The sequence below is a fragment of the Bosea sp. AS-1 genome, from assembly GCF_002220095.1.
Classification (GTDB): domain Bacteria; phylum Pseudomonadota; class Alphaproteobacteria; order Rhizobiales; family Beijerinckiaceae; genus Allobosea.
This window is the reverse complement of record NZ_CP022372.1, coordinates 640,711-665,138: the sequence shown is the minus strand read 5'-3', so window position 1 is coordinate 665,138 and position 24,428 is coordinate 640,711. Positions and strand designations below refer to the sequence as shown.

General features: G+C 65.7%; 22 protein-coding genes. 17 read left to right on the top strand and 5 right to left on the bottom strand.

Annotated elements, in window-relative coordinates:
• The first annotated feature begins 61 nt into the window (after positions 1-61).
• From CE453_RS04835 to CE453_RS04805, 7 genes are read left to right on the top strand one after another with little or no spacing between them, the layout of a single operon-like run.
• Positions 62-1,357 (top strand): M20 family metallopeptidase, encoded by a 1,296-nt coding sequence (locus CE453_RS04835; protein WP_248307948.1) that lies wholly within the window; start codon positions 62-64, stop codon positions 1,355-1,357.
• 11 nt (positions 1,358-1,368) lie between these two features.
• Complete coding sequence (locus CE453_RS04830; protein WP_089173562.1) at positions 1,369-2,922, top strand: ABC transporter substrate-binding protein; 1,554 nt, start codon at positions 1,369-1,371, stop codon at positions 2,920-2,922.
• Between the two features lie 20 nt (positions 2,923-2,942).
• Positions 2,943-3,890, top strand: a complete 948-nt coding sequence (locus tag CE453_RS04825; RefSeq protein WP_089173561.1) for an ABC transporter permease — start codon at positions 2,943-2,945, stop codon at positions 3,888-3,890.
• Positions 3,883-4,707 carry an ABC transporter permease gene (locus tag CE453_RS04820; protein WP_089173560.1) on the top strand — a complete coding sequence of 275 codons (825 nt, stop codon included), beginning with the start codon at positions 3,883-3,885 and terminating at the stop codon, positions 4,705-4,707. Before CE453_RS04825 ends, CE453_RS04820 begins: the two co-directional genes overlap by 8 nt.
• Before the next feature lie 3 nt (positions 4,708-4,710).
• The gene (locus CE453_RS04815; RefSeq protein WP_089173559.1) at positions 4,711-6,333 is read left to right on the top strand and encodes a dipeptide ABC transporter ATP-binding protein; all 1,623 of its coding nucleotides are present in this window, start codon (positions 4,711-4,713) and stop codon (positions 6,331-6,333) included.
• Between the two features lie 17 nt (positions 6,334-6,350).
• Entirely contained in the window at positions 6,351-7,571 is a 1,221-nt protein-coding gene (locus tag CE453_RS04810; protein WP_089173558.1) for a M20 family metallopeptidase, read from the top strand.
• Positions 7,568-8,698 (top strand): M24 family metallopeptidase, encoded by a 1,131-nt coding sequence (locus CE453_RS04805; protein ID WP_089173557.1) that lies wholly within the window; start codon positions 7,568-7,570, stop codon positions 8,696-8,698. The genes CE453_RS04810 and CE453_RS04805 overlap by 4 nt, the downstream gene beginning before the upstream one ends.
• A 104-nt stretch (positions 8,699-8,802) precedes the next feature.
• On the opposite strand, the gene CE453_RS04800 is transcribed toward CE453_RS04805, so the two are convergent.
• The 4 genes from CE453_RS04800 to CE453_RS04785 form a co-directional block, all read right to left on the bottom strand.
• Positions 8,803-9,870: a maleylacetate reductase gene (locus CE453_RS04800; protein ID WP_089173556.1), complete on the bottom strand. Its 1,068-nt coding sequence runs from the start codon at positions 9,868-9,870 to the stop codon at positions 8,803-8,805.
• Positions 9,867-10,730, bottom strand: a complete 864-nt coding sequence (locus CE453_RS04795; protein ID WP_089173555.1) for an intradiol ring-cleavage dioxygenase — start codon at positions 10,728-10,730, stop codon at positions 9,867-9,869. Before CE453_RS04795 ends, CE453_RS04800 begins: the two co-directional genes overlap by 4 nt.
• A 119-nt stretch (positions 10,731-10,849) precedes the next feature.
• A complete protein-coding gene (locus CE453_RS04790; protein ID WP_089173554.1) occupies positions 10,850-11,458 on the bottom strand; it encodes a nuclear transport factor 2 family protein in 609 nt (202 codons plus the stop codon).
• A gap of 201 nt (positions 11,459-11,659) precedes the next feature.
• Positions 11,660-12,517, bottom strand: a complete 858-nt coding sequence (locus CE453_RS04785; protein WP_198302262.1) for an IclR family transcriptional regulator — start codon at positions 12,515-12,517, stop codon at positions 11,660-11,662.
• A gap of 349 nt (positions 12,518-12,866) precedes the next feature.
• Here CE453_RS04785 and CE453_RS04780 point away from each other — a divergent pair, with 349 nt between their 5' ends.
• The 3 genes from CE453_RS04780 (at position 12,867) to CE453_RS04770 (ending at position 15,522) form a co-directional block, all read left to right on the top strand.
• Positions 12,867-13,682 carry a sugar phosphate isomerase/epimerase family protein gene (locus tag CE453_RS04780; protein WP_089173552.1) on the top strand — a complete coding sequence of 272 codons (816 nt, stop codon included), beginning with the start codon at positions 12,867-12,869 and terminating at the stop codon, positions 13,680-13,682.
• Positions 13,683-13,745: 63 nt separating this feature from the next.
• A complete protein-coding gene (locus CE453_RS04775) occupies positions 13,746-14,486 on the top strand; it encodes an SDR family NAD(P)-dependent oxidoreductase (RefSeq protein WP_089173551.1) in 741 nt (246 codons plus the stop codon).
• 55 nt (positions 14,487-14,541) lie between these two features.
• Positions 14,542-15,522 (top strand): alpha/beta fold hydrolase, encoded by a 981-nt coding sequence (locus tag CE453_RS04770; protein WP_248307947.1) that lies wholly within the window; start codon positions 14,542-14,544, stop codon positions 15,520-15,522.
• Positions 15,523-15,687: 165 nt separating this feature from the next.
• Here CE453_RS04770 and CE453_RS04765 read toward each other — a convergent pair whose 3' ends face one another.
• Positions 15,688-17,394 carry an SMP-30/gluconolactonase/LRE family protein gene (locus CE453_RS04765; protein WP_089173549.1) on the bottom strand — a complete coding sequence of 569 codons (1,707 nt, stop codon included), beginning with the start codon at positions 17,392-17,394 and terminating at the stop codon, positions 15,688-15,690.
• 86 nt (positions 17,395-17,480) lie between these two features.
• Between CE453_RS04765 and CE453_RS04760 the strand changes: the two genes are divergently transcribed.
• The 7 genes from CE453_RS04760 (at position 17,481) to CE453_RS04730 (ending at position 24,305) form a co-directional block, all read left to right on the top strand.
• Positions 17,481-18,740, top strand: coding sequence for an ABC transporter substrate-binding protein (locus CE453_RS04760; RefSeq protein ID WP_089173548.1), 1,260 nt, complete (start codon positions 17,481-17,483; stop codon positions 18,738-18,740).
• 14 nt (positions 18,741-18,754) lie between these two features.
• Positions 18,755-19,666, top strand: a complete 912-nt coding sequence (locus CE453_RS04755; protein WP_089173547.1) for a carbohydrate ABC transporter permease — start codon at positions 18,755-18,757, stop codon at positions 19,664-19,666.
• On the top strand, positions 19,663-20,502 hold the full coding sequence (locus tag CE453_RS04750) for a carbohydrate ABC transporter permease (RefSeq protein WP_089173546.1): 840 nt from the start codon (positions 19,663-19,665) through the stop codon (positions 20,500-20,502). The genes CE453_RS04755 and CE453_RS04750 overlap by 4 nt, the downstream gene beginning before the upstream one ends.
• 17 nt (positions 20,503-20,519) lie before the next feature.
• On the top strand, positions 20,520-21,260 hold the full coding sequence (locus CE453_RS04745; protein WP_089173545.1) for an SDR family NAD(P)-dependent oxidoreductase: 741 nt from the start codon (positions 20,520-20,522) through the stop codon (positions 21,258-21,260).
• Between the two features lie 8 nt (positions 21,261-21,268).
• Positions 21,269-22,441 carry a mandelate racemase/muconate lactonizing enzyme family protein gene (locus CE453_RS04740; RefSeq protein WP_089173544.1) on the top strand — a complete coding sequence of 391 codons (1,173 nt, stop codon included), beginning with the start codon at positions 21,269-21,271 and terminating at the stop codon, positions 22,439-22,441.
• A gap of 10 nt (positions 22,442-22,451) precedes the next feature.
• Positions 22,452-23,177, top strand: a complete 726-nt coding sequence (locus CE453_RS04735; protein ID WP_089173543.1) for an SDR family NAD(P)-dependent oxidoreductase — start codon at positions 22,452-22,454, stop codon at positions 23,175-23,177.
• A gap of 282 nt (positions 23,178-23,459) precedes the next feature.
• On the top strand, positions 23,460-24,305 hold the full coding sequence (locus CE453_RS04730; RefSeq protein ID WP_089173542.1) for an arylamine N-acetyltransferase family protein: 846 nt from the start codon (positions 23,460-23,462) through the stop codon (positions 24,303-24,305).
• Positions 24,306-24,428 lie beyond the last annotated feature (123 nt).

Sequence of the window (24,428 nt, the reverse complement as noted above, 5' to 3'; positions counted from 1 at the left end):
CTGGACAAGCGCGACCACGCTGGGCTGAGCGATGTCCGGAGCCAAACCCTTGCGGCACGACATGTTTGCGCTCACGCACGCCAATGGCTGGATCGAGGCCAATGTCGAGGATGCGGTCGCCGAACTCGACCGGATGATCGCGGTCGATACCTCCTTCCCACCCGGCCTGGGCTATGACGACTTCGCTGGTTTGATGGAGGAGCTCGTCGCGCCGCTCGGCTTTTCGTCCGAACGTGTCGTGGTGCCGGCGGCGCTATGGCAGGCGCCGAACGGTCCCGCTGCAGGCTCGCGAACCAATCTCGTCGCCAGCCGCGCAAGCGGTCGCCCGGTCTGCGGTCTCTATTTCCACGTCGACACCGTTCCCGCCGCGGCTGGTTGGGAAACCGACCCGCTGCAGATGAAACGCGAAGGTGACCGCCTGATCGGCTTGGGCGCCGCCGACATGAAAGGCTCCATCGCCGCGATACTCCTGGCGCTGCGCGCGGCGCAGGCCTGCGCGGTCGAACTCGCCTATGATCCGATGCTGTTGTTCTGCACGGACGAGGAAGGGGGCCTATACCCCGGCATCCGCCATCTCGCCGAGCAAGGACGACTCGAGGGCCACGTCCTCAACTTCAATGGTAGCGCCGAGGCGCGAATCTGGGCCGGGTGCTTCGGCCTGTTCAATCTGCTCGTACGCATCCATGGCCAGGCCGTCCATGCCGGCGAGGGCAATCGCAAGGGCTCCGGTCTCAATGCGATCGAGGGGGCACTGCCACTGCTCAATGCATTGACGGAGCTGAAGGCAAAGGTCGCGACGCGCGTCTCTGCCCTGCCCCCACCGCCGGGCAAACCACCGCTCTCGGCCCAGCTCAATCTTGCTGCAATCCAGGGCGGCACCGCCGGCGGGCAGGTGCCTGCTCTCGTCGAGCTGACGCTCAACCGGCGTTACGCTCCCGAAGAGCGTTTCGAGGATGCGCTGGCCGAGATCGAGGAGGTGGTCCGCCGCAGCATCGCCGCCGTGCCAGGCCTCACGGTCGAGACAACGCTGGTCGGCCACCTCATGCCGACAGCGGATCCAACCGGACCGCATTGGCCGCGCTGGCAGGCAGCCATGGGCGAAGGCTTCGGCTACGCGCCGGAGCAATTCCGCAAATGGGGCGCGGCAAGCTGCTCCGATTTCGGCTGGGTCCAACGTGCGACCGGCCAACAAGAAGTGCTGCTCGGCGGGCTCGGCCGGCCCGACCGCAACATCCATTCGCCTGGCGAATACACCACGGTGCCCGACATCGTCTCACTGGCGAAGGCAGTGTTGTCCTATCTCGCCGCCGATTTCAGGCCTGACATCAACCCCGACCTGCCCCCGTCCCAGAGCTGAAGGAGCGTCCCATGCCGAGCATCCATCGTCGCGATTTCCTCGCCGCCTCCGCCGCTCTGAGCGGCCTTGCCCTCTCCGGCGTGCCGGCCTTCGCGCAGGCGCCGCGCCGCGGTGGCACGCTGCGGGTCAGCGTCGACCAGGCGGTGTCTAAGCTCAACCCGCTCGTCACCCGCGTAAACCCGGAATATCTCGTCGCCGAACTGCTCTATTCCGGCCTGACGCGGCTCAAGGTCGACATGAGCGCCGAGCCCGACCTCGCCGAATCCTGGACGAACTCGGCCGATCTCACCGAATGGACCTTCGCGCTGCGCAAGGGCCTGACCTTCCATGACGGCTCGCCTTGCACGGCCGCCGATGTGGTCGCGACCTTCGAGGCCATCCTCGACGCCAAGACCGCCTCCCCGGCGAGACAGAATGTCGGCCCGATCGCCAAGGTCGCCGCAAAGGACGATACGACCGTGGTCTTCACCCTCTCGGCGCCTTTCGCCGATCTGCCGGTGACGCTCGCCTACACCAACGCCAAGATCGTCCCTGCCGCCGTGATCAAGGGCGGGCTGGAGAAGCTCGACCGCCAGGCGATCGGCACGGGCCCGTTCAAGCTCGTCTCCTTCGAGCCCGAGCGGCAGATCGTCGTCACCCGCAATGACGCCTATTTCGACAAGGCGCGGCCCTATCTCGACAAGATCGAGGTCGTCGTCTTCCCGGATGTCAGTGCCGAGGCCTCTGCGCTGATCGCGGGCGATACGGATCTGATCAGCACGACCCCGCCGACCGAGTTCGGCCGCTTGCAGAATGCGAATGGCGTCAAGGCGCTGCGTGTGCCTTCGGGCCAGTTCTGCAACGTCAATTTCGGCTGCGATCAGAAGCCCTTCAACGACGTGCGCGTGCGTCAGGCCCTCGCGCTGACGGTCGACCGCACCGCCATGGTCGATTTCGTCACCGAGGGCTTTGGCTCGCCCGGCAACGATACGCCGCTCAACCCGGCCTATCGGTTCTATGCCGATCTGCCGGCCAAGAAGGCCGACATCGCCAAAGCCAAGGCCTTGCTCGCCGAAGCCGGTTATCCGAAGGGGCTGGAAGCCACGCTGATCGCCTCCGACCGGCCGGGCCAGCGCACCCAGCTTGCCGTCGCCCTCCGCGAAATGGCCAAGCCCGCTGGCTTCGACATCAAGGTCGAGACCATGCCGCATGCGACCTATCTCGACCAGGTCTGGAAGAAGGGCTCGTTCTATGTCGGCTTCTACAACATGCAGGCGACGGCCGACGCCATCTTCTCGCTGCTCTACACCTCCAACGCCGCCTGGAACGAGACGCGGTGGAACAACGCCGCCTTCGACAAGCTGGTGTTCGAGGCCCGGGCCACGGTCGACGAGGCCAAGCGCCGTGAGCTCTACGCGCAGGCGCAGAAGCTGATGTATGACGAGGTGCCCTCGATCATCCCGGCGTTCTTCGACCTGCTCGGCGGGCAACGCGACTGGGTCGAGGGCTACCAGCTCCATCCGCGTGGCGCGGTCTTCCGCCTGGATTACGTCTCGCTCGGCGCCAACGCGCCGAAGCGCGGCTGAACGCAGGCGAGGGCAGCGGCGTGTCGCCAGCCTATATCCTCAAGCGCATCCTGCTGATCGGCTACACGCTCCTCGTCGTGTCGCTGGTCGTCTTCGCGATCACCCAGATCCTGCCGGCAGATGCCGCCGTCATGATGCTGGGCGAGAACGCGACACCGGACGCGCTGGCGGCGCTGCGCCTGAAGATGGGGCTGAACGACCCCATCTGGATGCAGTATCTGCATTGGCTCGGCGGGGTCGTGCGCGGCGATTTCGGCATCTCGATGCGCACGGGCCAGCCGGTCGCACCGGCGATGATCGAAGCGCTCGGCCGCTCCCTGCTGCTCGCTTTGTTCTCGATCCTGCTGATGCTGGCGGTCGCGATCCCACTCGGCATCGTCGCGGCCGTCAGGCGGGGCAGAGCGGCCGACCTCGGTGTCAGCTTCCTCTCCTATATCGGCGTCTCGCTGCCGGAATTCGTCACGGCGACGCTGGTGGTGCTGGTACTGGCCGACTGGCTGCAATGGCTGCCGGCCACGGGCTATGTGCCGCTCACCGAGGACCCTCTGCGCGGGCTGAAACATCTTGTCCTGCCGGTGCTGACGGTCTCGATGATCCTGATCGCCCATGTCTCGCGCATGGTGCGCTCCGAGCTCGTCGACGTACTGCATTCCGACTACATCCGCGCGGCGCGGCTGAAGGGGCTGTCGAAGCGACAGGTACTGTTCAAGCACGCGCTGCGCAACGCGCTGCTCCCGACCATCACCATCGTGGCGCTCGATGTCGGCTACCTGCTCGGTGGCGTCATCGTGGTCGAGGAGATCTTCGCCCTGCCGGGCATCGGCCGCCAGCTCATCGTCGCGATCCAGGCCCGCGACCTGCCCTCGATCCAGGCGGGCGCGCTCATCATGGCGACGACCTATGCCGTCGCCAATTTCCTCGCCGACATCTGCTATGCGTGGCTCGACCGGAGGATCCAGTATGATTGAGATCCTCAAGCGCATGCTGCGCTCCCCGCAAGGCGCGCTGGGCCTCGTCATCGTCGGCCTCATCCTGTTCGTCGTGATCGTCGGCCCCTGGTTTGCGCCTTACGATCCCGAGAAGATGGCGCCGCTGATGCGCTACAAGCCGCCGAGCGCGCAGTTCTGGCTCGGCACCGACCAGTATGGCCGCGATATCCTCAGCCGCCTGCTGCATGGTGCCCGCGCCACCGTCCTGCTGGCGGTGCTGGCCACCGCGCTCGGCACGCTGGTCGGCGCCGTGATCGGCACGGTCTCGGCCTTCCTCGGCGGGCGCAGCGACGAGGCGATCATGCGCACCGTCGATGCGATCATGTCGATCCCGAGCCTACTGCTGGCACTGCTGATCGTGAACCTGCTCGGCAAGAGCAGCCTCAACGCCCTGCTTGCCATCGCGCTCGCCTTCGCGCCCGGCATGGCGCGGGTGACGCGCTCCGTCGCACTGGCCGTGCGCAAGCAGGACTATGTCAATGCCGCCATCGCGCGCGGCGAGAGCGCCGGCTTCATCGTCGGGCGCGAGATGCTGCCGAATGTGGTGGCGCCGATCATCGTCGAGATGACGATCCGCGTCGCCTTCGCGGTGATGCTGTTCGCGACGCTCTCCTTCCTCGGCCTGGGGGCGCAACCGCCGGCCTCTGAATGGGGGCTGATGGTCTCGGAGGCGCGCCGCTTCATGCATCTGAGCGCCTGGATGATCCTGTGGCCGAGCCTCGCCGTCGCGCTGGTCGCAATCGGCTTCAACCTGCTCGGCGATGGCTTGCGCGATGCGCTCAACCCGAGGACCTGAGCGATGAGCGGACCGATCCTCGACATCGCCGGCTACGGCCTCGACTACGCGACGCCGGCCGGCTTCACCCGTGCCCTCGACGATGTGAGCCTCCAGATCGCCAAGGGCGAGGTGCTCGGCCTTGTCGGCGAATCCGGCTCGGGCAAGACCTCGCTCGCCTGGGCGATCATGCGCTACCTGCCAGCGACGGCCCGCGAGGCGGGCGCGATCCGACTGACCGGGCAGGAGCTGCTGAAAGCTTCCGAGACCGAGATCGAGGCGACCCGCGGCAAGCGCATCGGCATGGTCTTCCAGGACCCGAGCACCTCGCTCAACCCGACGCTCCCGCTCGGCGAGCAATTGGCCGAGGTGCTGGTGCGCCATCGCGGCCTGACCCGGAAACAGGCCTGGGCCGAGGGCGAGGAGCGCCTCGCCCATGTCGGGCTGAAGGTGCCGAGGCAGATGATGCGGCGCTATCCGCATGAGGCCTCCGGCGGCGAGAAGCAGCGAGTCGTCATCGCCACCGCCTTCGCCTGCCAGCCGGAATGCATCATCTTCGACGAGCCGACGACCGCGCTCGACGTCATCACCGCCCGGCAGATCCTCGACCTGTTCAAGGCCCTGCAGGAAGAGACCGGTGTCGCTTCGCTCTACATCTCGCACGACCTCGCACTGGTCTCGCAGATCGCGACCAGGGTCGCGGTGATCCATCGCGGCAAGATCGTCGAGCAGGGCCGCGTCGGCGAGGTCTTTGCCCGCCCGCAGGACGCCTATACGAAGAAGCTGCTCGCCGCCGTACCGCGACCGGACCACCGGCTGGTCGAGACCGAGGCTCCGGAAGCCGGCACGCCATTGGTGGAAGTCGAGAAGGTCAGCGTACTCTATGGCCGCAAGCCCTTCCTCGGCGGGCTCCTCGGCCGGGCCAATACGCAGTTCACCGGCAACCGCGAGGTCAGCCTCTCGGTGATGCCGGGCGAAATCCTCGGCATTGTCGGCGAGTCCGGATCGGGCAAATCGACGCTCGCCAAGGCGATGACGGGCCTCAATCGCTTCGAGGGCGAGATCCGCTTCGCCGGCCGCCGCATCACCGGCCTCTCCGATATGGATCGCGCCTATCGCCGCGACGTGCAGATCATCTTCCAGCACCCGGATTCCTCGCTCAATCCGCGCCAGCGCATCCGCGAAATCCTGTCGCGGCCGCTCGCCCTCTATGGCGAGGCGGGCGCCCGCCGGGATACCTCAAAGATCGGTGAGTTGCTGGAGCAGGTACGGCTGCCGGCCGCTTACGCCGAGCGCTATCCGCACCAGCTCTCAGGCGGCGAGAAGCAGCGCGTCGCCATCGCCCGCGCCTTCGCTTCGAAGCCGAAATTGGTGATCTGCGACGAGATCACCTCGGCGCTCGACGTCTCCGTGCAGGCTTCGGTGGTGGAGCTTCTCGTCGACCTGCAGCAGCGCTTCGGCACGGCCTATCTCTTCATCACCCACGATCTCAACCTGGTGCGCCAGATCGCCCACCGGATCGCGGTGATGTATCGCGGCGACCTCGTCGACCTCGTCGATGTCGCTGCGCTCTCGACCGGCCCCCTCCACCCTTACACCCAATCGCTGCTCGAAGCCGTGCCCGCTCCGGCCACGGCCGCCGCCTGACATCAGAGGCCATACGCATGAACCCTCGCGACCTGATCCATTCGCTCGACGAGAAAGCCTGTCTCTCGCTGCTCTCCGACTGGGCGAAGCACAAGAGCTACTCGGAAACCGAGGGAGAGAAGGCGCTCGTCCATCATGTCGTCGACCAGATGAAGGCGATGGGCATCGAGGCGGAAGCACAGCCCTTCGACGAGGGCCGCCGCGCCAACGCCATCGGCCGCTGGAAGGGCAAAGGTGGAGGCAAGAGCCTGCTCTTCAACGGCCATCTCGACACCAATCCAGCAACCGAGGGCTGGACCGTCGATCCTTGGGGCGGCCTGGTCGATGACGAATTCATCTACGGTATCGGCGTCTCGAACATGAAGGCCGGCGACGCCGCCTCCTATTGCGCGGTCAGGACGCTGCTCGACGCTGGGGTTAAGCTGAAGGGCGACGTGATCCTGACCTATGTCGTCGGCGAATTGCAGGGCGGCGTCGGCACCGTCGCGGCGATCCGCAACGGCATCCGCGCCGACTACTTCGTCAACAGCGAGCCGACCGATGTGCAGGCCGTGACGATGCACGCCTGCGCCTTCTCCTTCGTCATCGAGCTCGTCGGCAACACGCGCCACCTCTCCAAGCGCGAGCAGGCGGTCGATGCGATCATGGCTGCCTGCGACCTGATCCCGCGCCTCAACGCGATGACGTTCAGCGGCGCCCGCTCGCCCGAGCATGAATCGATCAACCGCGTCCATGTCGGTGTCGTTCATGGTGCGCTCGGCAAGGAGCTGCATGAGTGGCGCGCGCCGCAGGTGGCCGACTATTGCAAGCTCAAGGGCTCCGGCCGCTATGCACCGGGACAGACAGAGGCTGGTGCGCTTGCCGACATGCAGCGCGAGCTCTCCGCGCTGGAGCAGCGCTTCCCGGGGCTGAAGGCGTCGATCCGTATCGAGAAGAAGGAAGGGCACCAGTCGATGCCGGCCTTCGAGGTCGCCAAGGACGCCCGCATCGTAAAGGCCGTCAATGCCGCCTACGAGACCGTGCGCGGCGAGAAGCAGCCGACGGGCGCCATCAAGCCTCCAGGCTTCTTCGGCACCGATGCCGGCCATCTCTATGCCGAGGCCGGCATGGAGGGCATCGTCTGTGGGCCAGGCGGGCGCTACAACACCATGCCCGACGAGCGTGTCGAGATCCGCGACTTCCTCGACATGGTCCGCATCTACATGCTGACCATCCTCGACATCTGCGAGGTCGCGTGAGCCCACTCTTTCCGCGCGAGGAATTCGCCGGGCGGGTCGCCAAGGCCCGAGCAGCGATGGCGGAAGCCGGCGCGGAGCTGCTGCTGATCGACCATGCCGAATTCCTGGCCTGGCTGACCGGCTATACGGTCTCGGAGACGATGTACCGCGCGGCCTTCCTGCCGCGCGAGGGCGAACCCTGGTTTGTGCTGCGAGAACTCGACGCTGGCCCCTGCCGCGATGCCTGTTGGTTCTCCGATATCGTCGGCTTTCCGGACACGGCCGAGCCCCGTGTCGTGATGGCGGAGGAAATCCGCCGCCGCGGCTTCGCGAAGGCGCGCATCGGCGCGGACCACGCCTCCTACGGCTTCACCGCTGCCACGCGGGACCGCTTTGCGACGCTGCTGCCGGACGCACGTTTCATCGATCTGCCAGGGGTGAGCGATCGGCTCAGAGCCGTGAAATCGCCTTCGGAGATTGCCCTGATCAGCGAGGCCGCCAGTATCGCAGACAAGGCGATGGCGGCGATCGCAGTCCAAGCACGTCCAGGGCTGTCGCCCCGTGCCGCAGCGGCCATCGCAGCCGCCTGCTTCCTGGAGAATGGCGCCGACACCGGTGAGACGGGTCCGATCGTGCCGGGCGTCGGGGATCACGAATTCCTGCATGGCGTCATGACCACGCAGCCGCTGGCAGCGGGCGACATCCTGCATGTCGAGCTGATCCCGAAGCGGCGCAACTACAGCGCCCGGCTGATGCGCCCTGTGCTGATCGGCGAGGATCGGCGCGAGCTTTCGGCAACCGCAGAACGGCTCGTCGCCCTGCAGGACCGGCAGTTCGCCGCAATGCGTCCCGGCGCCCTTGCCCGCGATGTCGACGCGATTTTGCGCGAGGCTGTCCTCTCCGAAGGTTTGCGCCCCGCTTATGACAACGTCACCGGGTATACGCTCGGGCTCTACGGCCGCACCCCGCGCACCAGCGACTTCTCCCACGTGTTCCTGCCCAACGCCGACTGGCACCTGGAGGAGGGCATGGTGTTTCACATGTATGTCTCGGCTGCCGGGCTGGGTTTCAGCGAAACGGTCGTCGTCGGAGCGCAGGGTGGAAGGCGGCTGACCGCCACGCCACGCAAGCTGCTCGCCGGCCCCTGATGAACCGCGGCCTTGCTGGATTTCGCTCCTGTCGACGAAGCGGACCCGGAAAGAAATTCGGGCTGGCGTGCGAAAACGTGCGGTGAACCCCGGCGCCGCCGTGTCTAGTTGAAACCCTTGCCCTCGAAGGCAGTACCAAGCAGGGCTCTCGCCGAGGCCCGGTCGAGCGCGACCGGCGACCAGTAGGGATTGGCCGCGGCGAGCTCCGCAGCCCGGTCCAGATCCTTCTGGTGCATCCCGATCGCCGCCAGCGAGAGCGGCGCCTCCAGCTCGCGGGCAAGATCGCGCAGCGCGCTTGCCGCATCCCCACCGCGCCCGAGCGCGCGGCTGATGGCATTCACGGCGCCCGGGACCGCGCCGGACACAAAATCGATGACATAGGGCAGCATGACCGTATGCGTCTCGGCGTGCGGCAGGGCGAAGGAGCCGCCGAGCGTGTGGCAGAGCTTGTGGTGCACCGACATGCTGACCGAGCCGAGGCAGGAACCCGCCAGCCAGGCGCCGAGAAAGGCCTGATACCGGGCAGCCCGATCCTCGGGAGCGCGCCTGATCTGCGGCAGGGCCTGGCCGAGACTGCGGATCGCCTCTTCCGCCATCAGCGAGATCACCGGATTCCCGTCCGGCGCGTAAAGAGCCTCGACAGCGTGGGCGATGGCATTCATGCCGCTCGTCACGCTCAAAGCGATTGGCAAACCCAGCGACAGATCGACATCGTAGATCGTTGTCCTGGGCAGGATCCCGGGCGCGCGCCTTGTCGTCTTGAGCCTGTTCTCGGTCTCACCAAGGATCGGCGTCATCTCCGAGCCGGCATAGGTGGTCGGCACCGCCAGATGCGGCAATCCGGTCCGGACGGCGAGCGCCTTGCCGAGACCGATGGTCGATCCACCCCCGACGGAGACCACGCCGTCAGCGCCTCGTGCCCGCAGATCGTCCATGGCGAGCTCGGTCGTTTCGACAGGCGTGTGCATGGCGGCCCGGGCGCAGACCCCGGCGCTCATCTCACCGAGCAGACCGGCAACGCTCTGCGCCAGCTCGGCCTGTTGCGGTGTGGCCAGCACCAGAGCCCGTGCGACACCGAGCGCGCCTAGCTCCTCAGGCAACTTCGACAGGGTCCCGGCGCCAAAGACGACGCGATTGGGCTGCGCCTGGAAGACGAACGCCGCGGGACTCATCGCTTCGCCTTCCGGCTCAGCACGAAATCATAGTCGAGGACGAGATAAGGGACTTCGATCTGCGACCCGTCCGGAGCCACACCCGGCGACCGCTCGGCGTAGTCCGTAACCAGGGAGTTCTTCACGCCGAAGACCACATCGCTGTCGAGATAGGGGTCCTTGTCGATGAAGAGATGGGTGACGAGCGTCTCGCAGCCCTCGGCCGCGATCATGAAATGCACATGCTCCGGGCGGAACGGATGCCGCCCCTGGGCCTGCAGCATCTGCCCGACCGGCCCGTCATGCGGAATCGGATAATATTTCGGTCGCACCGACCAGAACCAGAACCGACCGTCGTCATCGGCCTGGAAGCGCCCGCGCATCTGCAATTCCTCGCCGCGCTGGACGTCGTAGAAGCCTTCCTCGTCCGAATGCCAGGCATCGATCGTCGCTCCGGCGATCGGCATGCCTTTGACGTCACGGACGGAGCCGGAGACGAAGAGCGGTGTGCCAGGTGCTCCGGGCGCCATGTTCGCACCGAGCGGCAGGGCCGGTCGGTTCTCCACGAAGAACGGCCCGAAGACGGTGGTCTCGGTCGCGCCCTCGGGTTTGCGATGGTTGATCGCATCGACCAGCATCGAGACGCCCAGCGTATCCGAAAGCAGGATGAACTCCTGGCGAACGTCGCTGCACATCTGGCCGACACGCGTCAGGAAATCGATGCCGAACTCCCACTCCGCCTGCGTTGGCTCGACCTCGCGGATGAAGGCGTGGAGATATCGGATCAACGCCTTGCTGACCTGCTGCACCCGCGGATCGGCGGTTCTCGACACGGCGCCGAGCACTTCGTTGGTGATGCTCTGTTCGTCCAGATCCCGCATGGCCAAACCTTTCCGAGCTCAAGCGTTTTCAAAGGAGGCCGGCGCGGCCTCGCACAAATACGCAATCGGCCAAAGAACCGCCTCCCGCGACCAGCAGATGCGCGGCAAGGCGCGAAATGTCAGTGCCGCGAGACTGGCAGGCCGCGCAGCCAATCCGCCCCTTGCGCGTAAAGCGCCTCGACCTCCTGCCCGACGAGGCCGGGCATGTCGCGCTTGACGGGATAGCCGATGCCGGCCTGCAGATAGGCAAGATGGCGGTACCCCTCGGGAAAACTCATCAGCCTGTCCCGATCGAGACGCGGTACCGCGGCCGGATCGACCGGGTCGAGCCTATCCTTCTCGTAGATTGGCTGGCGCAGGAAGATCGCCCAGCGGCCATCCCGGCGCTCGATGAAATCATAGAAGCGGCCGGTGCAGACGACATCGCACTCGACGCCCTCGACCAGGGCACGCTGGCTGATCGTCATCTTCGTCTGCGCGATCGCCCGGTCGCCGGCAACCTCGACAGAACAGCCTCCGAGGAAGTGCAGGATGCGCACGCCCTTCTCGAAGCCGGCCTTGCTCACCGCGATGAACTCCTCGGGCGTGCCCTGGAACCATGTCGCCATCATCCGGCCATCGGCATGCCAGCAGCTGCGAAAACGCTCCCAATCGCAGGCGTCCCGCCACATCGCCCAGTTCTCGACGAGCTCGCGGATTTCGAGCCGATCCTTGCGCCCAGCATCCATGTCGCTTGCCTTCCCAATGCATCTATAATTTCTCTTACATGAACTAGTTTCCTATTTGAACGACGATGTCAATTTTCATGCACCCCGCGACTCTCGTTGCCGGAACGTCGAAGCCCGGCAGGCGCGCCGACATGCGGACAGCCAAAAGCTGCCCGCGAGCGGGCGGCTCGCAAGAAATGGCACGCGAGAAAGCTGGGGTAGTCAGGCTGGGATGCGACGATCCGCGCCCCTTTCAAGCGTCTTCTGAAGCATCCTAACCGCGCGCGACAGGGTCTCCTCGCAAAGCAGCCTCTTCTCCGCGTCGAAACGGGGAACCGGCGTGGCCACGTTGAGCGAGGCGATCGGATAACCGGACCGGCTCAGAACCGCCGCTCCGACGCCGATGATGCCGAGGGTGAACTCCTCCTGCACGTAAGCGAAACCGGTCTTCCTGACGCCATCCAGCTCGGCAAGGAGACGATCGGCTGAGACGATCGTCTGCGGCGTCACCGGCTCGAACGTCACCCGGGCGAGGTATTCATCGAGCATCGCCTGTGGCAGATGGGCCAGCAACGCCTTCCCGCCCGATGTCGCATAAAGCGGCGCGAGGTCGCCGCTTCGCATCGTGAAATTCAGCCGATGCGGCCCGACCACGCTCGCGACGACTTCTGACCGATCGCCCTTGATGAAGTTGAGTGCGCAGGTTTCCTGCGTCTCGCTCGCCATCCAGGCCAGCACCGGCCCTGCGGCCGCGATCAGGTCGCCGCTATCCCGTTCGTTGCGCGCCAGCTTCCCGATGGCCGGCCCAAGCCCGTAGCCCTTGGAGGCTGGCTCATAGGAGAGATAGCCGCGCTGCAGCAGCGTCTTGAGGAGCTTCGTCAGGCTGCTCTTCGGAATGCCAAGTTCCTCTGCGATCTCGGTATGCGTCTTCTCCGAATCCCAACGGGCCAGGAACTCGAAGAGGTCGAGGACGCGCGTCGCCGACTTGACGCTGGCCGCCGCGAGATCGGCCGAGGCACGCTCATGGGAGGCCTGCTCGCGCCGCTCTGCCTCGACGGCCTTCGTGGGATTTCCTGACATCACGACTTCACTATCCACGGGCATCCCACGCGCGGCCGTTCCGCGCCGATCGAGTTTAGCATTGCCGCAGGTCTGACCGTCACGAAAGAGAGCGACCTGCCGGGAACCGCCTGGCAGATGCGGCGCCCTTTGATAAGCCATTCATTTCCACTCATCAACAAATTGAAAACTAGTTTTTATACAGGAACAAAATTCCCTAGACAGTCCAACCATCGCTGCCTATGGTCCTGTCCCGAATACGGCACATTTCGGCCAGCGCCCAAGCTCTGTCGATCGTCTCACCCATCGAGGAACCGACCGACAAACAGAGGCAACAACGGGGAAGCAGATATTGCCTGACGGAAGCGCAATGACGATGTCACTCGCGCATCTCACAGTGCTCGAGGCCACGCCGATCGAGCTGATCGACGCGGCCGTCGCAGGCGGTTTCGATGCGGTGGGCCTGCGGATCGTGCCCCCAATGAAGGCGGACCGGATCACCGAGGTCATCGGTAATGATCGCCTCATTCGCGAGATCATTGCCAAGTCGCAGGATGCAGGCGTCCGGATCTGGGACGTCGAGGCGGTCTGGCTGACGCCGGAGAGCGATCCTGCGACGCTCGCAGCAGCGCTGGAAACCGGAGAGCGGCTGGGTGCCCGCCATCTGCTCGTGGTGGGGCATGATCCGGATTTCGGCCGGCTGAGCGACAGTTTCGGAGCGCTCTGCGAGAAAGCCTATGCGCACCGACTGACCGTCGCGCTCGAAATGATGTCCTATGTGGAACTCAACACGATAGCGAAAGCCGTACGATTGCTCGAAACGGTGCGCCCGCACGACGCCCGGCTCCTGATCGATGCGTTGCATTTCTTCCGGGCGGGTACAGCTTTCAGCGAGATCGAGGCACTCGAACCCGCACTCTTTCCCTATATCCACCTCTGCGATGCCGCCCTGACGCCGCCACCCGCGGACGCGCTCCGCGCCGAAGGGCGCGGACGTCGCTTCTATCCCGGCGAGGGTGAATTGCCACTGGCGGAGATGATGGCCCGTCTGCCGACAGGCATCCCCGTCGCGGTGGAAGCGCCATGCGCGGCCCATTCCGCGCGGCCGGTTCTCGAAAGGGCTCGCCTCTGCGGGGAGGCAACCCGGCGCTTCCTCGCAGGTCTCCAGGAGCCGGCGGCTTCCTGAATCCTACGCAGGCCTCCGACTCAGGCCCCAAGACAAGTCGTCATAAAGATAGGACACGCGAGCATGTCGGCACGCTTTTCGGGACGTACCGCGATTGTGACGGGTGGCGCACGCGGCATCGGCCTCGGCATTGCCCAGCGGCTGGCAGGAGAAGGAGCACAGGTCACTCTCTGGGATCTCGACTTCACCCCGTTCGACAGCACGACAGCGGGTTTCGAACCCGTTCTGCAGCAGCGGATCGACGTGGCCGATCCGGCCTCGATCCGACAGGGCGTGGAAGAACTTCTCGCCCGAACCGGGAGGATCGACATCCTCGTCAATAATGCCGGGATCAACGGCCCGGTCGTCGAAGTCCAGAACTACCCGATCGAGATGTGGCACAAGGTCATCGCCGTGGATCTCACGGCGATCTTCCTGTGCTGCCGCGCAGTGATCCCTCACATGGTCGACCGCGGATATGGCCGGATCGTCAATGTCTCCTCGATCGCCGGCAAGGAGGGCAATCCCAAGATCTCGGCCTATTCGGCGGCGAAGGCCGGGGTCATCGGCTTCACCAAGGCCATCGCCAAGGAGTTGGCCGAGACCGGCGTGATCGCGAACTGCATCGCCCCGGCGATCACGGAAACCGATCTCTTCAAGGAGATGACGGCCGAACACATCGCCTGGAGCAAGGGCAAAATTCCGATGAACCGCTTCCTGACGATTCCCGAGATCGCCGCCACGGTCGCCTGGGCCGCAAGCGAGGAATGCTCCTTTACGACGGGACAGACCTTCGACCTGTCGGGCGGGCGCGCGACCTATTGATGGCGCGATCATCGACGCGACCGAAACACCGCAAGCAGGGAAAGAGGGCACCGCCGTGAAACCGGATCGAACCACGGCTGCGGACTCGGACGCCAGCCTTACCAGCCCCATCGCCTACCAGGAAATGGAGCCGCCGTTCTTTCCCGGTTTCCGCTCCCTGGACATCGAGGCGGGCAGCGTGCGCTTCGCCGGCGTCGTCGGCGGTTCCGGCCCGCCGCTCCTGCTGCTGCACGGCTATCCCGAGACGCATATCGCCTGGCGCAAGGTCGCGCCCACCCTCGCCCGCCAGCACACGCTGATCATCCCCGACCTGCCCGGCTACGGCGCCAGCAGGCCAGACGCGACGACCCCACGCTGGTCGAAGCGGCGGGTCGGTCAAGCGCTGGTGGCGCTGATGCGGAAGCTGGGCCATGAGCGCTTCGCGCTTGCCGGGCACGACCGCGGTGCGCGCGCCGGCTATCGCCTCGTGCTCGACCACCCCGGCACCGTGACGCGCTTCGCTTCACTGGCTGTTGTTCCAACGCTCGACGCAATGCAGGCGGTCACGCATCGCTTCGCACGCAAGGCCTATCACTGGTTTCTGCTGGCGCAGCAGGCGGATCTTCCCGAGCGCCTGCTCGCCGCCGCTCCCGACGCGTTTCTCGACCACGCCTTCACCGGCATGGACGCTACTGGCGACCGTGTCATCGAGGCCTCTGCACGGGAAGCCTATCGCGCGGCTGTCCGCGACCCGATCGTGCAGCACGCGATCTGCGAGGATTATCGGGCCGCGCTGGAGGAAGACCTCGTTTGCGATCAGGCGGATCACGCTGCAGGACGCAAGCTCGACTGCCCTGTCCTGGTGCTCTGGCCGCGCGGGCAGCAGGCTCCCGAGCGCGCGAGCCCGGCCGAGATCTGGCAAGGTTGGGCCGAGGAGGTCGACAGCGGGGTAACGGCCGGCGGCCATCTGATACCGGAGGACAGCCCCGAGGAGGTCATCGCCAGCTTCCGTGCCTTTTTCTCCCCAGAGCCGAAAGGCGAGCATGACCTTGCGTGAGGCACCCGGTTCGGACGGCCACGCTGCGTGACGAACAGCAGATCGCTCTGCACCTGCGCCAGACTGCGCTTGCAAGCGCCTGCTGGTAGCATGGACAATGGCGATCATGAGGCGTCGGCGCATGGGCAGCGAGAACGAGGCTTCGCTCGCGCGGCCGTCCGCCGCCTACCGCTTCTCGAAGACATAGGCGTGCTCCGCCAGTCCGCGGCCGCAACCGTCGATGGCGAAGACGCCGCCCGAGAGCGGCGCCTCCGCCAGTTGCTGGGCAGAGAGGCGGATTCGCGCCGAGGTCACGTAGAGCGTCTCGCGGTTCGGGCCGCCGAAGGTGCAACTCGTCGGGCGCGGCACCGGCAGGCTGACCGTCTGGTCGATCCGTCCTTCCGGGTCGAAGCGGATCAGCTGCCAGCCATCCCATTGCGCGCTCCAGACATAGCCCTCGGCGTCGACGGTCAGGCCATCGGGAACGCCCATATGATCGAGGGTCTGGGCGAAGACGCGACGGTTCGCGATCGTCCCGCTTTCGGCGTCGAAATCATAGACGAAGATCGTCCGGGCCAGCGAGTCGGTGAAGTACATGCGCCGGTCGTCGGGGCTCCAGCCCAGCCCGTTCGAGATGCCGATGCCGCGCTCCAGGCAATGCACCGAGCCGTCGCGATCAAGCCGGTAGAGGCTGCCCGCCCCCGGAGCGACGCCCATATCCATGGTGCCGGCCCAGAAGCGCCCGCGCGAGTCGCATTTGCCATCGTTGAAGCGGTTGTTCGGCTTGTCGGCCTCGGGGTCGACCAGCGGCGTGGACACACCCGTTTCCGGGTCGAACAGCGTGAAGCCCGATTGCGCGGCGAGCACCAGGCCACCGGTCGAGCAATGAGCGATTGCGCCGACGAGCTCGCCGAGCTCGACGACACGGTCCGCCCCGCTCGCCGTGTCAGAGCGATGCAGCGCCGGAGCGAGGATATCCACCCAGTCGAGCCGCTTCTCGGCCTCGTTCCAGACCGGTCCTTCACCGAGGAAGGCCTGGGTCTCGACCACACAGCGCGCTCGCGTCGTCGTCATGGCAGAACGTCTCGTTTCCGGTTGTGAGAAGGCGGCCTGGCCAGTGATGCGCGCCGCCGCCTTCAGCAGGTCAGCGCCGATTTCATGCAGCCTTTCGGTGGTCAGGCGGAAGGCAGGTGCAACGACCGCGAGCGCACCGATGGCTCGCCCGCCATGGTCGAGGATCGGCGCAGCGACGGAACGCTGCCCGATGACGAATTCCTCGTCCTCGACGGCGTAGCGGCGCGCCTTGGCGATATCGAGTTGGGCGTCGAGCAGAGGCAGCTCGGTCAGGCTGCGGGCCGTGTGCGGGATGAGCTTGAGCCGGGCCAGCATGGTCGGCCGCAGCGCCCGTTCGGCAAAGGCGAGGATCGCCTTGCCGGCCGCAGTGCAATAGCCGGGCAGGATACTGCCCTCCGTGACGGCGATGCCGCCGACCGCGCGCGTCTCCAGCACTTTCGAGCAGACGATATCGGGCCCATGCGGCAGCGCGACGAAGACCGTCTCGCCCGTCTGGACCTGCAGGCGGACGAGTTCGGGCTCGATCAGCGTCGGCAGGTCGAGATCGGCCTGGGCGAAGCGGGCGAACTCGATCAGCTTCCAGCCGAAGCGATACCGGTCGTCGCGCCGCTCGAAGCGGATGAGCCCGCGTTCCAGCAGCGCCGCAAGGATGCGATGCACGGTCGCTTTCGGGAGCCCGGAGGCGCGAACGAGCTCGCTGAAGCTCGCGGCGCCGCCAGCCTCCGACAACGCCTCGAGCAGGCCGACCCCCTTCTGCAGGGCAGCCGTGCCACGCGCCGGGTCGCCATCCCGCGCTGCCTCTCCGCCAATCTCGATCATCACTTGCTTGACCTCTCCGGACCGCAACTCTACGATGTTCTACATTATAAAACAAGTTCTACACTGTAGAACGTTGGGAGGGCGAAATGACGATGATCGATCGACGCGCCGTTCTGGTGGGCATGACCGCTGCGGCTGCGCTGCCGGGACTGGGAGAAGCGCAAGTGCGCACCAAGGTCACCTATTGGGCTTGGACCGAACATGTTGCAGCCGCCAATGCCGTGAAGGGCGAGTTCGAGAAGCAGAACCCCGGCATCACGGTCGAGGTCGTCAACCTCAATCCCTTCGACTTGCAGGACAAGTTCCTGGTCGCGCTCGCGGCAGGAACCGGCGGACCGGATGTCGCCCTGATCCTGCAGCGCCGCTTCGATGGCTATCTGCCGACGGGCGGGCTACTCGATACGACATCGGCGATGGCACCGCTCAAGGACAGCTTTCCGGCCAGCGTCTATGCCTCGCTCGGCAACGGCGGCAAGACCTTCGCCGTCCCCTACGACCAGAACCCGGCCGTCTACTTCTACCGGGCGGACATCTTCGAGGCGAACGGCATCAAGGCCCCGCTCGAGACCTGGGAAGACGTGGTTGCCGCCGGCCGGATTCTCGCCGCCAAGGGCATCTTCATCGGCCATGTCTCAAGCCCGAGCGGCGTGCCGGGCGTCGCCAACCTCGTGCAGTACCTGCAATCGCGCAATGCGCAGCTCTTCACGGCGGATGGCAAGGTGATCCGTGACAACAAGCTCGCGCGCGAGACGCTGCAGTTCTATTACGACCTCGCTCGCAAGGAGAAGATTGTCTTCGAGTCGCGCAACAACGCGCCCGAGTTCTTCCAAGCGATCAAGGACAGCAAGATTGCCGGCTATGCTGTGCCGGCCTGGGCCGTCTTCCGCCTGCAGAAGGAGGCGCCGGAGCACGCCGGCAAATGGCGCGTCATGCCTTGGCCGAAATGGGGCAAGGACCAGCCGGCGACGACCGGGGCCTGGGGCGGCAACGTTCTCGCCATTCCGAAATCCTCCCGCAACAAGGAGGCAGCGCTGAAATGGGCGATGTTCATCGGCGCCAATGAACTGACGCAGGTGAAGATCTGGCAGGAGGGCCATCTCGTTCCAGCCTTCGCGCCAGCGCTGCGCTCGCCAGAACTGCTCAAGGGCGAGGCCTATCTCGATGGCCAGTCGATCTACGAGGCCGGTCTCAAGAATCGCACACTCAACGGCTTCAACTATTTCGACTGGGCCAAGGCCGAGGTGATCATCGGCAACGAGCTCGACCTGATGTTCGGCGGCAAGAAATCGCCGGGGGATGCCTGGGCCGAGATCGAGAAGCAGCTCGCCAGCCAGCTCGGCCGCTGACCGGTGAGCCGCCGATGAGCACGACGACGGCCATGAAAACGGGAGGTGCGGCCTTCGGACCGCGGCTGCGCCGCGGACTCACGCCCTATCTCTTCCTCGCACCCTTCTTCCTGACTTTCATCGCCTTCTGGCTCGGGCCGATCATCGCCTCGCTGGTCTATTCTTTCACCGATTGGCGGGGCTTCGCCTCGCCGCGCTTCATCGGCCTCGGCAACTACACCAAGCTGTTCGCTGATCCGCGCTTCTGGGTAGCGCTGAAGAATACGCTGTTCTACGGGCTCGCCTATGTCACGATCCTGAACGTCTCGGCCCTGGCGCTGGCGCTCTGCCTCGACAGCGCATGGCTGCGCTTCAAGAATGCGGTCAAGGTCGGCTTCTTCCTGCCGGTGACGATCAGCCTGGTCGTCGCGGCGGTGATCTTCGAGATGATTTTCGCCAAGGGCGTCGGCCTTCTCAACATCGTGCAGAAGGGTCTCGGATTCGGCGAGATCGACTGGCTCGGCGATCCGCGCTTCGCGATCTGGGCAATCATCATCCTGCGCGTCTGGCGGGCGCTCGGCTACTACGCCGTGATCTATTTCGCCGGCCTCCAGGGCATCCCCAGCGACGTCAAGGAGGCGGCGCGCCTCGACGGCTGCAGCCCATGGCAGGTGACGCGCTACGTCACCTTGCCGCTTCTCAAGCCGGTCATCCTCTTCGGCGTGATCATGTCGACGATCTGGGCCCTCGAACTCTTCGACGAACCTTCGGTGCTGACCAAGGGCGGACCGGCCGACAGCACGCTGACCATCGTGATCTATCTCTACCAGGCCGGCTTCCAATACGTCGAACTCGGCTATGCCGCGGCGGTCTCCTATGTGCTGACCCTGATGATCGTGGCGATCGCGATTGTTCAGAAGCTCCTCTCCGGGCGGGAGGTCGCATGAGCGGACCATCCCAAGACGACGCGCCCACGCCGGGCCTTGCCGCCTATCTCGGCACGCTCGTCGTATTGGCCCTGCTCGCGCTCGTGCTGACACCGGTGCTGTGGGCGGTGCTCTCTGCCTTCAAGTCGCGTGCCGATATCTTCGCCGGAGATGTCTGGCCGCGCCGCTGGTCGCTGGAGAATTTCGACGAGCTCCTGGCGAAGACCTTCTATCTGCGCTGGATGGTCAACAGCCTCGTGGTGGCGCTCGCCAGCACGGCGCTCGGGCTGCTGTTCTGCTCGCTGGGCGGCTACGCCTTCGCCAAGTTCGATTTCCCCGGCAAGACGGTGATGTTCTGGGTGGTGATCGCCTCGGTCTCGATCCCGGCCTTCACCACAGTGATCCCGCTCTTCGGTTGGCTCGCGAAACTCGGCCTGCTCGACACCTATATCGTGCTGATCCTGCCCTTCGCCGCCAATGCCTTCGGCATCTTCCTGATGCGGCAATATGCGGTCGCGATCCCCACCGAGCTGCTCGATGCCGGGAGGATCGACGGCGCCGGCGAATTCCGCCTCTACTGGAGCGTCGTGCTGCCCTTGCTGCGCCCGGCGCTCGGCACAGTCGGTGTGCTGATCTTCATCGCCTCCTGGAACAGCTACATCTGGCCGCTGGTGATGATGCGCACCGATGAGATGCTGACCCTTCCGGTCGGCGTCGCGACGCTGAAGGGCGACCAGCTGCCTGAGTACGGGATGCTGATGGCCGCGTCGGTCCTGTCGAGCGTGCCGATCATCATCGCCTTCCTGATCATGCAGCGCCAGTTCATCGCAGGCCTGACGCAGGGCGCGGTCAAGTAGCCACGGAGCGAAGGTCCATGGATCTCGGATTGAACGGCAAGGTCGCTCTGATAACCGGTGCGGCCAGAGGCATCGGGCTGACGAGCGCACAACGCTTCGCTGCCGAGGGTGCGCAGGTCATGCTCGCCGATCGCGACGCCGGCACGCTGGCCGAGGCGGCGGCTTCCGTGCCGGGCTCGCGAATGATCGCAGCCGATCTCACCGCGGACGGCGCCGCCGATCGGGTGCTGGACGCGGCACTCTCCGCCTTCGGTCGCCTCGACGTGCTCGTCAACAATGCCGGCATCAGCGAGCCGGCGCCGATCGCCACGACCACCCCAGAATCCTGGCGCCGGGTGCTGGCGGTCAATCTCGACGCCGTCTACCTGTTGTCGCGGGCAGCGATGCCGGCTCTCGCCGAGAGGAGGGGAGCGATCGTCTCCCTCGCTTCCTTCGCCGGCAAGCGTGGCACGCTGTTCGGCGACAACACCTCCTATTCGACCTCCAAGGCCGGCGTCATCGGTTTCACCCGCGCGCTCGCCATTGAGGCGGCCAGGGTCGGCGTGCGCGTCAATGCCGTCGCGCCCGGCCCGGTCGCGACCGAGCTCATCAAGGCGCTGACGCCCGAGCAGCTCAAACGCGTCACCGATTTCGTGCCGCTCGGCCGCATGGCCGAGACCGACGAGATCGCCGATCTTCTGCTTTTCCTATCGTCGTCGCGTTCGAGCTACATCACCGGCGAGGTGGTGAACGTGAACGGCGGGCTCTACATGGATTGAAGGCCGCCATGGCACTCCCCGACGACCCGCTCACCATCATCGCGACCCGGCACTGGCTGGTCTACATCCCCTTCGACAGTCCGATCGTCTGGGGCTCCGGCAAGCGCACCGGCTCGACCCGGCTAGTCGTGGAGGTGACGACCGCCTCGGGCATCAAGGGCTATGGCGAGACGATCGCGCTGCTCGATTTCGTCCCGGTCGTCCTGGAGAAGGTCGTGCTGCCGCTGGCGCTCGGCCGCAGCGTCGCCGATGTCGAGCGGCTCCACCGGCACGTACTCGGCGCCGGCTACTATCATCATGAGCGAGCTGCGGTGATGGCGCTCGCCGCGGTCGAGATGGCGATGTGGGATGCGCTCGGCAAACATGCCCGCCTGCCGCTGCACGCCCTGCTCGGCGGGACCTATCGCCGCGAGATCGAACTCGCAGCCTATCTCTTCGTCGCCGATCCCGAACCCTGTGCCGAGACGGCCGCACGCTTCCGCGACGAGGGCTACACCACCTTCAAGGTCAAGATCGGCCATGACGAGAAGAGCGACATCGCCTTGATGGAAGCCGTGCGCCGGGTCGTCGGCGACGCGCCGCTGCGAGCCGACGTGAATGGTGCCTGGTCGCCAGGCACAGCACGGCGCCAGCTGGAGAAGCTGAAGGGGCTGGATCTCGCCTATGTCGAGCAGCCGCTCGTCCTGCACGACATCGCCGGTCATGCCGAGCTGCGGCAGGCCCAAACGGTGCCGATCGCGATCGACGAAGGCGCCTATACGCTCGGCGATGTCGGCAATGTCGTGCGCGCCGCCGCTGCAGACGTGATCCTGCTCGATCCCCATGAGGAGGGTGGCATCTGGCAATGCGTCAAGGCTGCGGGCGTGGCGGAGGCTGCGGGCATTCCCGTGACGCTGCATTCCGGCGGCGAGCTGGGCCTGTCGCAGGCGGCCTATCTGCATCTCGCGGCCTCGATCCCGAATATGAACATCGCGATCGACACCGAATATTACTATCACAGCGTCGACATCATCACCGAAGCCTTCGTGATCCGTGACGGGCGTCTCGACGTTCCGCAGGAGCCCGGTCTCGGCGTGTTGCCCGATCTCGACGCGCTCGAACGCTTCCGCTCCAGCAAGGTGATCGGAGCCTATCTCGACCCTGACCGGCCCGGCTGGTTCGCCGAGAAGCCGAAATACTGAGGGCATCGCCATGCGCTTCCGCGATCGTGAAGTGGTCGTCACCGGCGCCGGCCGCGGCATCGGGCGGGCGGTGGTTGAGCGGTTCCTGGCTGAGGGCGCCCGTGTCGCCGCGATCGATCTGGAACCACCGGCCGGCGCGGGCGACACCGGGCAATTGTCCTGGCATGGCTTCGACATTACGGATGAAGGCGCCGTGGCGACCTTCTTCGCGGGACGCAACCGCTGTGACGTGCTCGTCAACAATGCCGGCATCCCCGGCGAGGGCGCGCTCGCCGCTCTCACCACGGCCCATTGGAATCGCGTCTTAGCCGTCAATGTCACGGCCCAGATGCTGATGGCCCAGGCGGCCGTCCCGCTGATGCCGACCGGCGCCAGCATCGTCAATCTCGCCTCCGTCGCAGCCCAGCTCGGCTTTGCCGAGCGCGCTGCCTATTGCGCCTCGAAATCCGCCGTGCTCGGGCTGACCCGTGCGCTTGCGGTCGAGTTGGCCGGGCAGGTCCGCGTCAACTGCCTCTGCCCCGGCACCGTCGATACGCCCTGGATCGCCCGCCTCGCCGGTGACGGCGCGGATCGCGACGCACGCATGGCAGCGATGGCGGGGCGCCAGATCATTGGCCGACTCGGCACGCCCGATGAGATTGCTGCCGCCGTTGCGTTTCTTGCCTCCCCCGATGCGAGCTTCATCACGGGCTCGGTCATCATGGCCGATGGCGGCATGACGATGGCCCCGCGATGAGCGGCAATGCCTGCGGCTTCCCGGCTTGCGCCGATTATTGAGCTGACCTAGCGTAATTCTCATGCGTGCCCTGACTCTTCCAGCCATGGCCGCGCACTATGACTTCAGCCTGCCTGCGCTTCGGCTTCAGTATCACGGCTTGCCCGATTGGCCGCTCCCGTCGCCAGCCTTCGACTCGACCGTCTGCCTGCAAAAATCGCGTAGCCGCATGAACCTGCGTGAGCCGTTCCGAGACAGAGCATCCGGAACCGCAACGACGGTCCACTTCATGGAGACCGAAGAATGGCGCATGCACTCTCCCACGAAAACGAAATGCCCCTGTCTGCCAGTCAGCTCGATGCCTATCTCGCAAGGGTTGGGATCGACCGGCCTGTTTCCCTCGACATTGCCGGCCTGTCGAAGCTGCATCGCGCCCACCTCATGGCCTTCACCTGGGAAGCACTGGACGCCTTCATGGGCTGGCCGTCGACGATCACGCCGGCTTCCGCCTTCGCCAAGATGGTGGAGGGCAGACGCGGCGGCTGGTGCTACGAGATGAACGGTCTTTTCGGCGCAGCGCTCAGCGCACACGGATTTCGCGTGAGCCGCCTTTGTGGCGGCGTCGATCGCGAAAAGCTCGGCGACATCGCCATCGGCAACCACCTGACCCTGCGCGTCGATCTCGACCGGCCCTATCTCGCCGAAGTCGGCGTGGCCGATGCGATCATCGAGCCTGTGCCGCTTGCGGTCGGGCCGATCAGCCAGCGCGGCTTCGATTTCGCGATCACGCAGACGCAGGACGGCTGGCTGCGTTTCAACAATCACCCGCAGGGCATCGCGCACAGCTTCGATTTCCGCGCCGACTACAGCGACGAGAACGCGATGGTCGCAACGCAAGGCTGGCTGATGCAGGATGCCGGCTCGCCGTTCACCAATGCATTGGCGATGCTGCGCCATACTGCGGACGGCTACATCGCCTTGCAGAACGACAGCCTGCGCAGCGTGACGCCGAACTCCGTCCGGGAGCAGCGCATCACCAGCGCGGATCACCTTGCGGACACCTTCGAAACCCTTTTCGGTCTCGATGTCCCTGGTCCGGAACGCGTCTGGGAGAAGATCCAGGCGGTCAGTCGCGACAAGATCGCCTGACGGGCCTGGTTTCAAGGTCGGGCTCCACGACGCCCGCTCCAGCGACCGGGCGGCCGCTTCCGGCCTTGTCGGAAGCGGCCTCTTGCAGCCGCCGACCGGTCCTGTTAAACGTTTTTCTGAAAA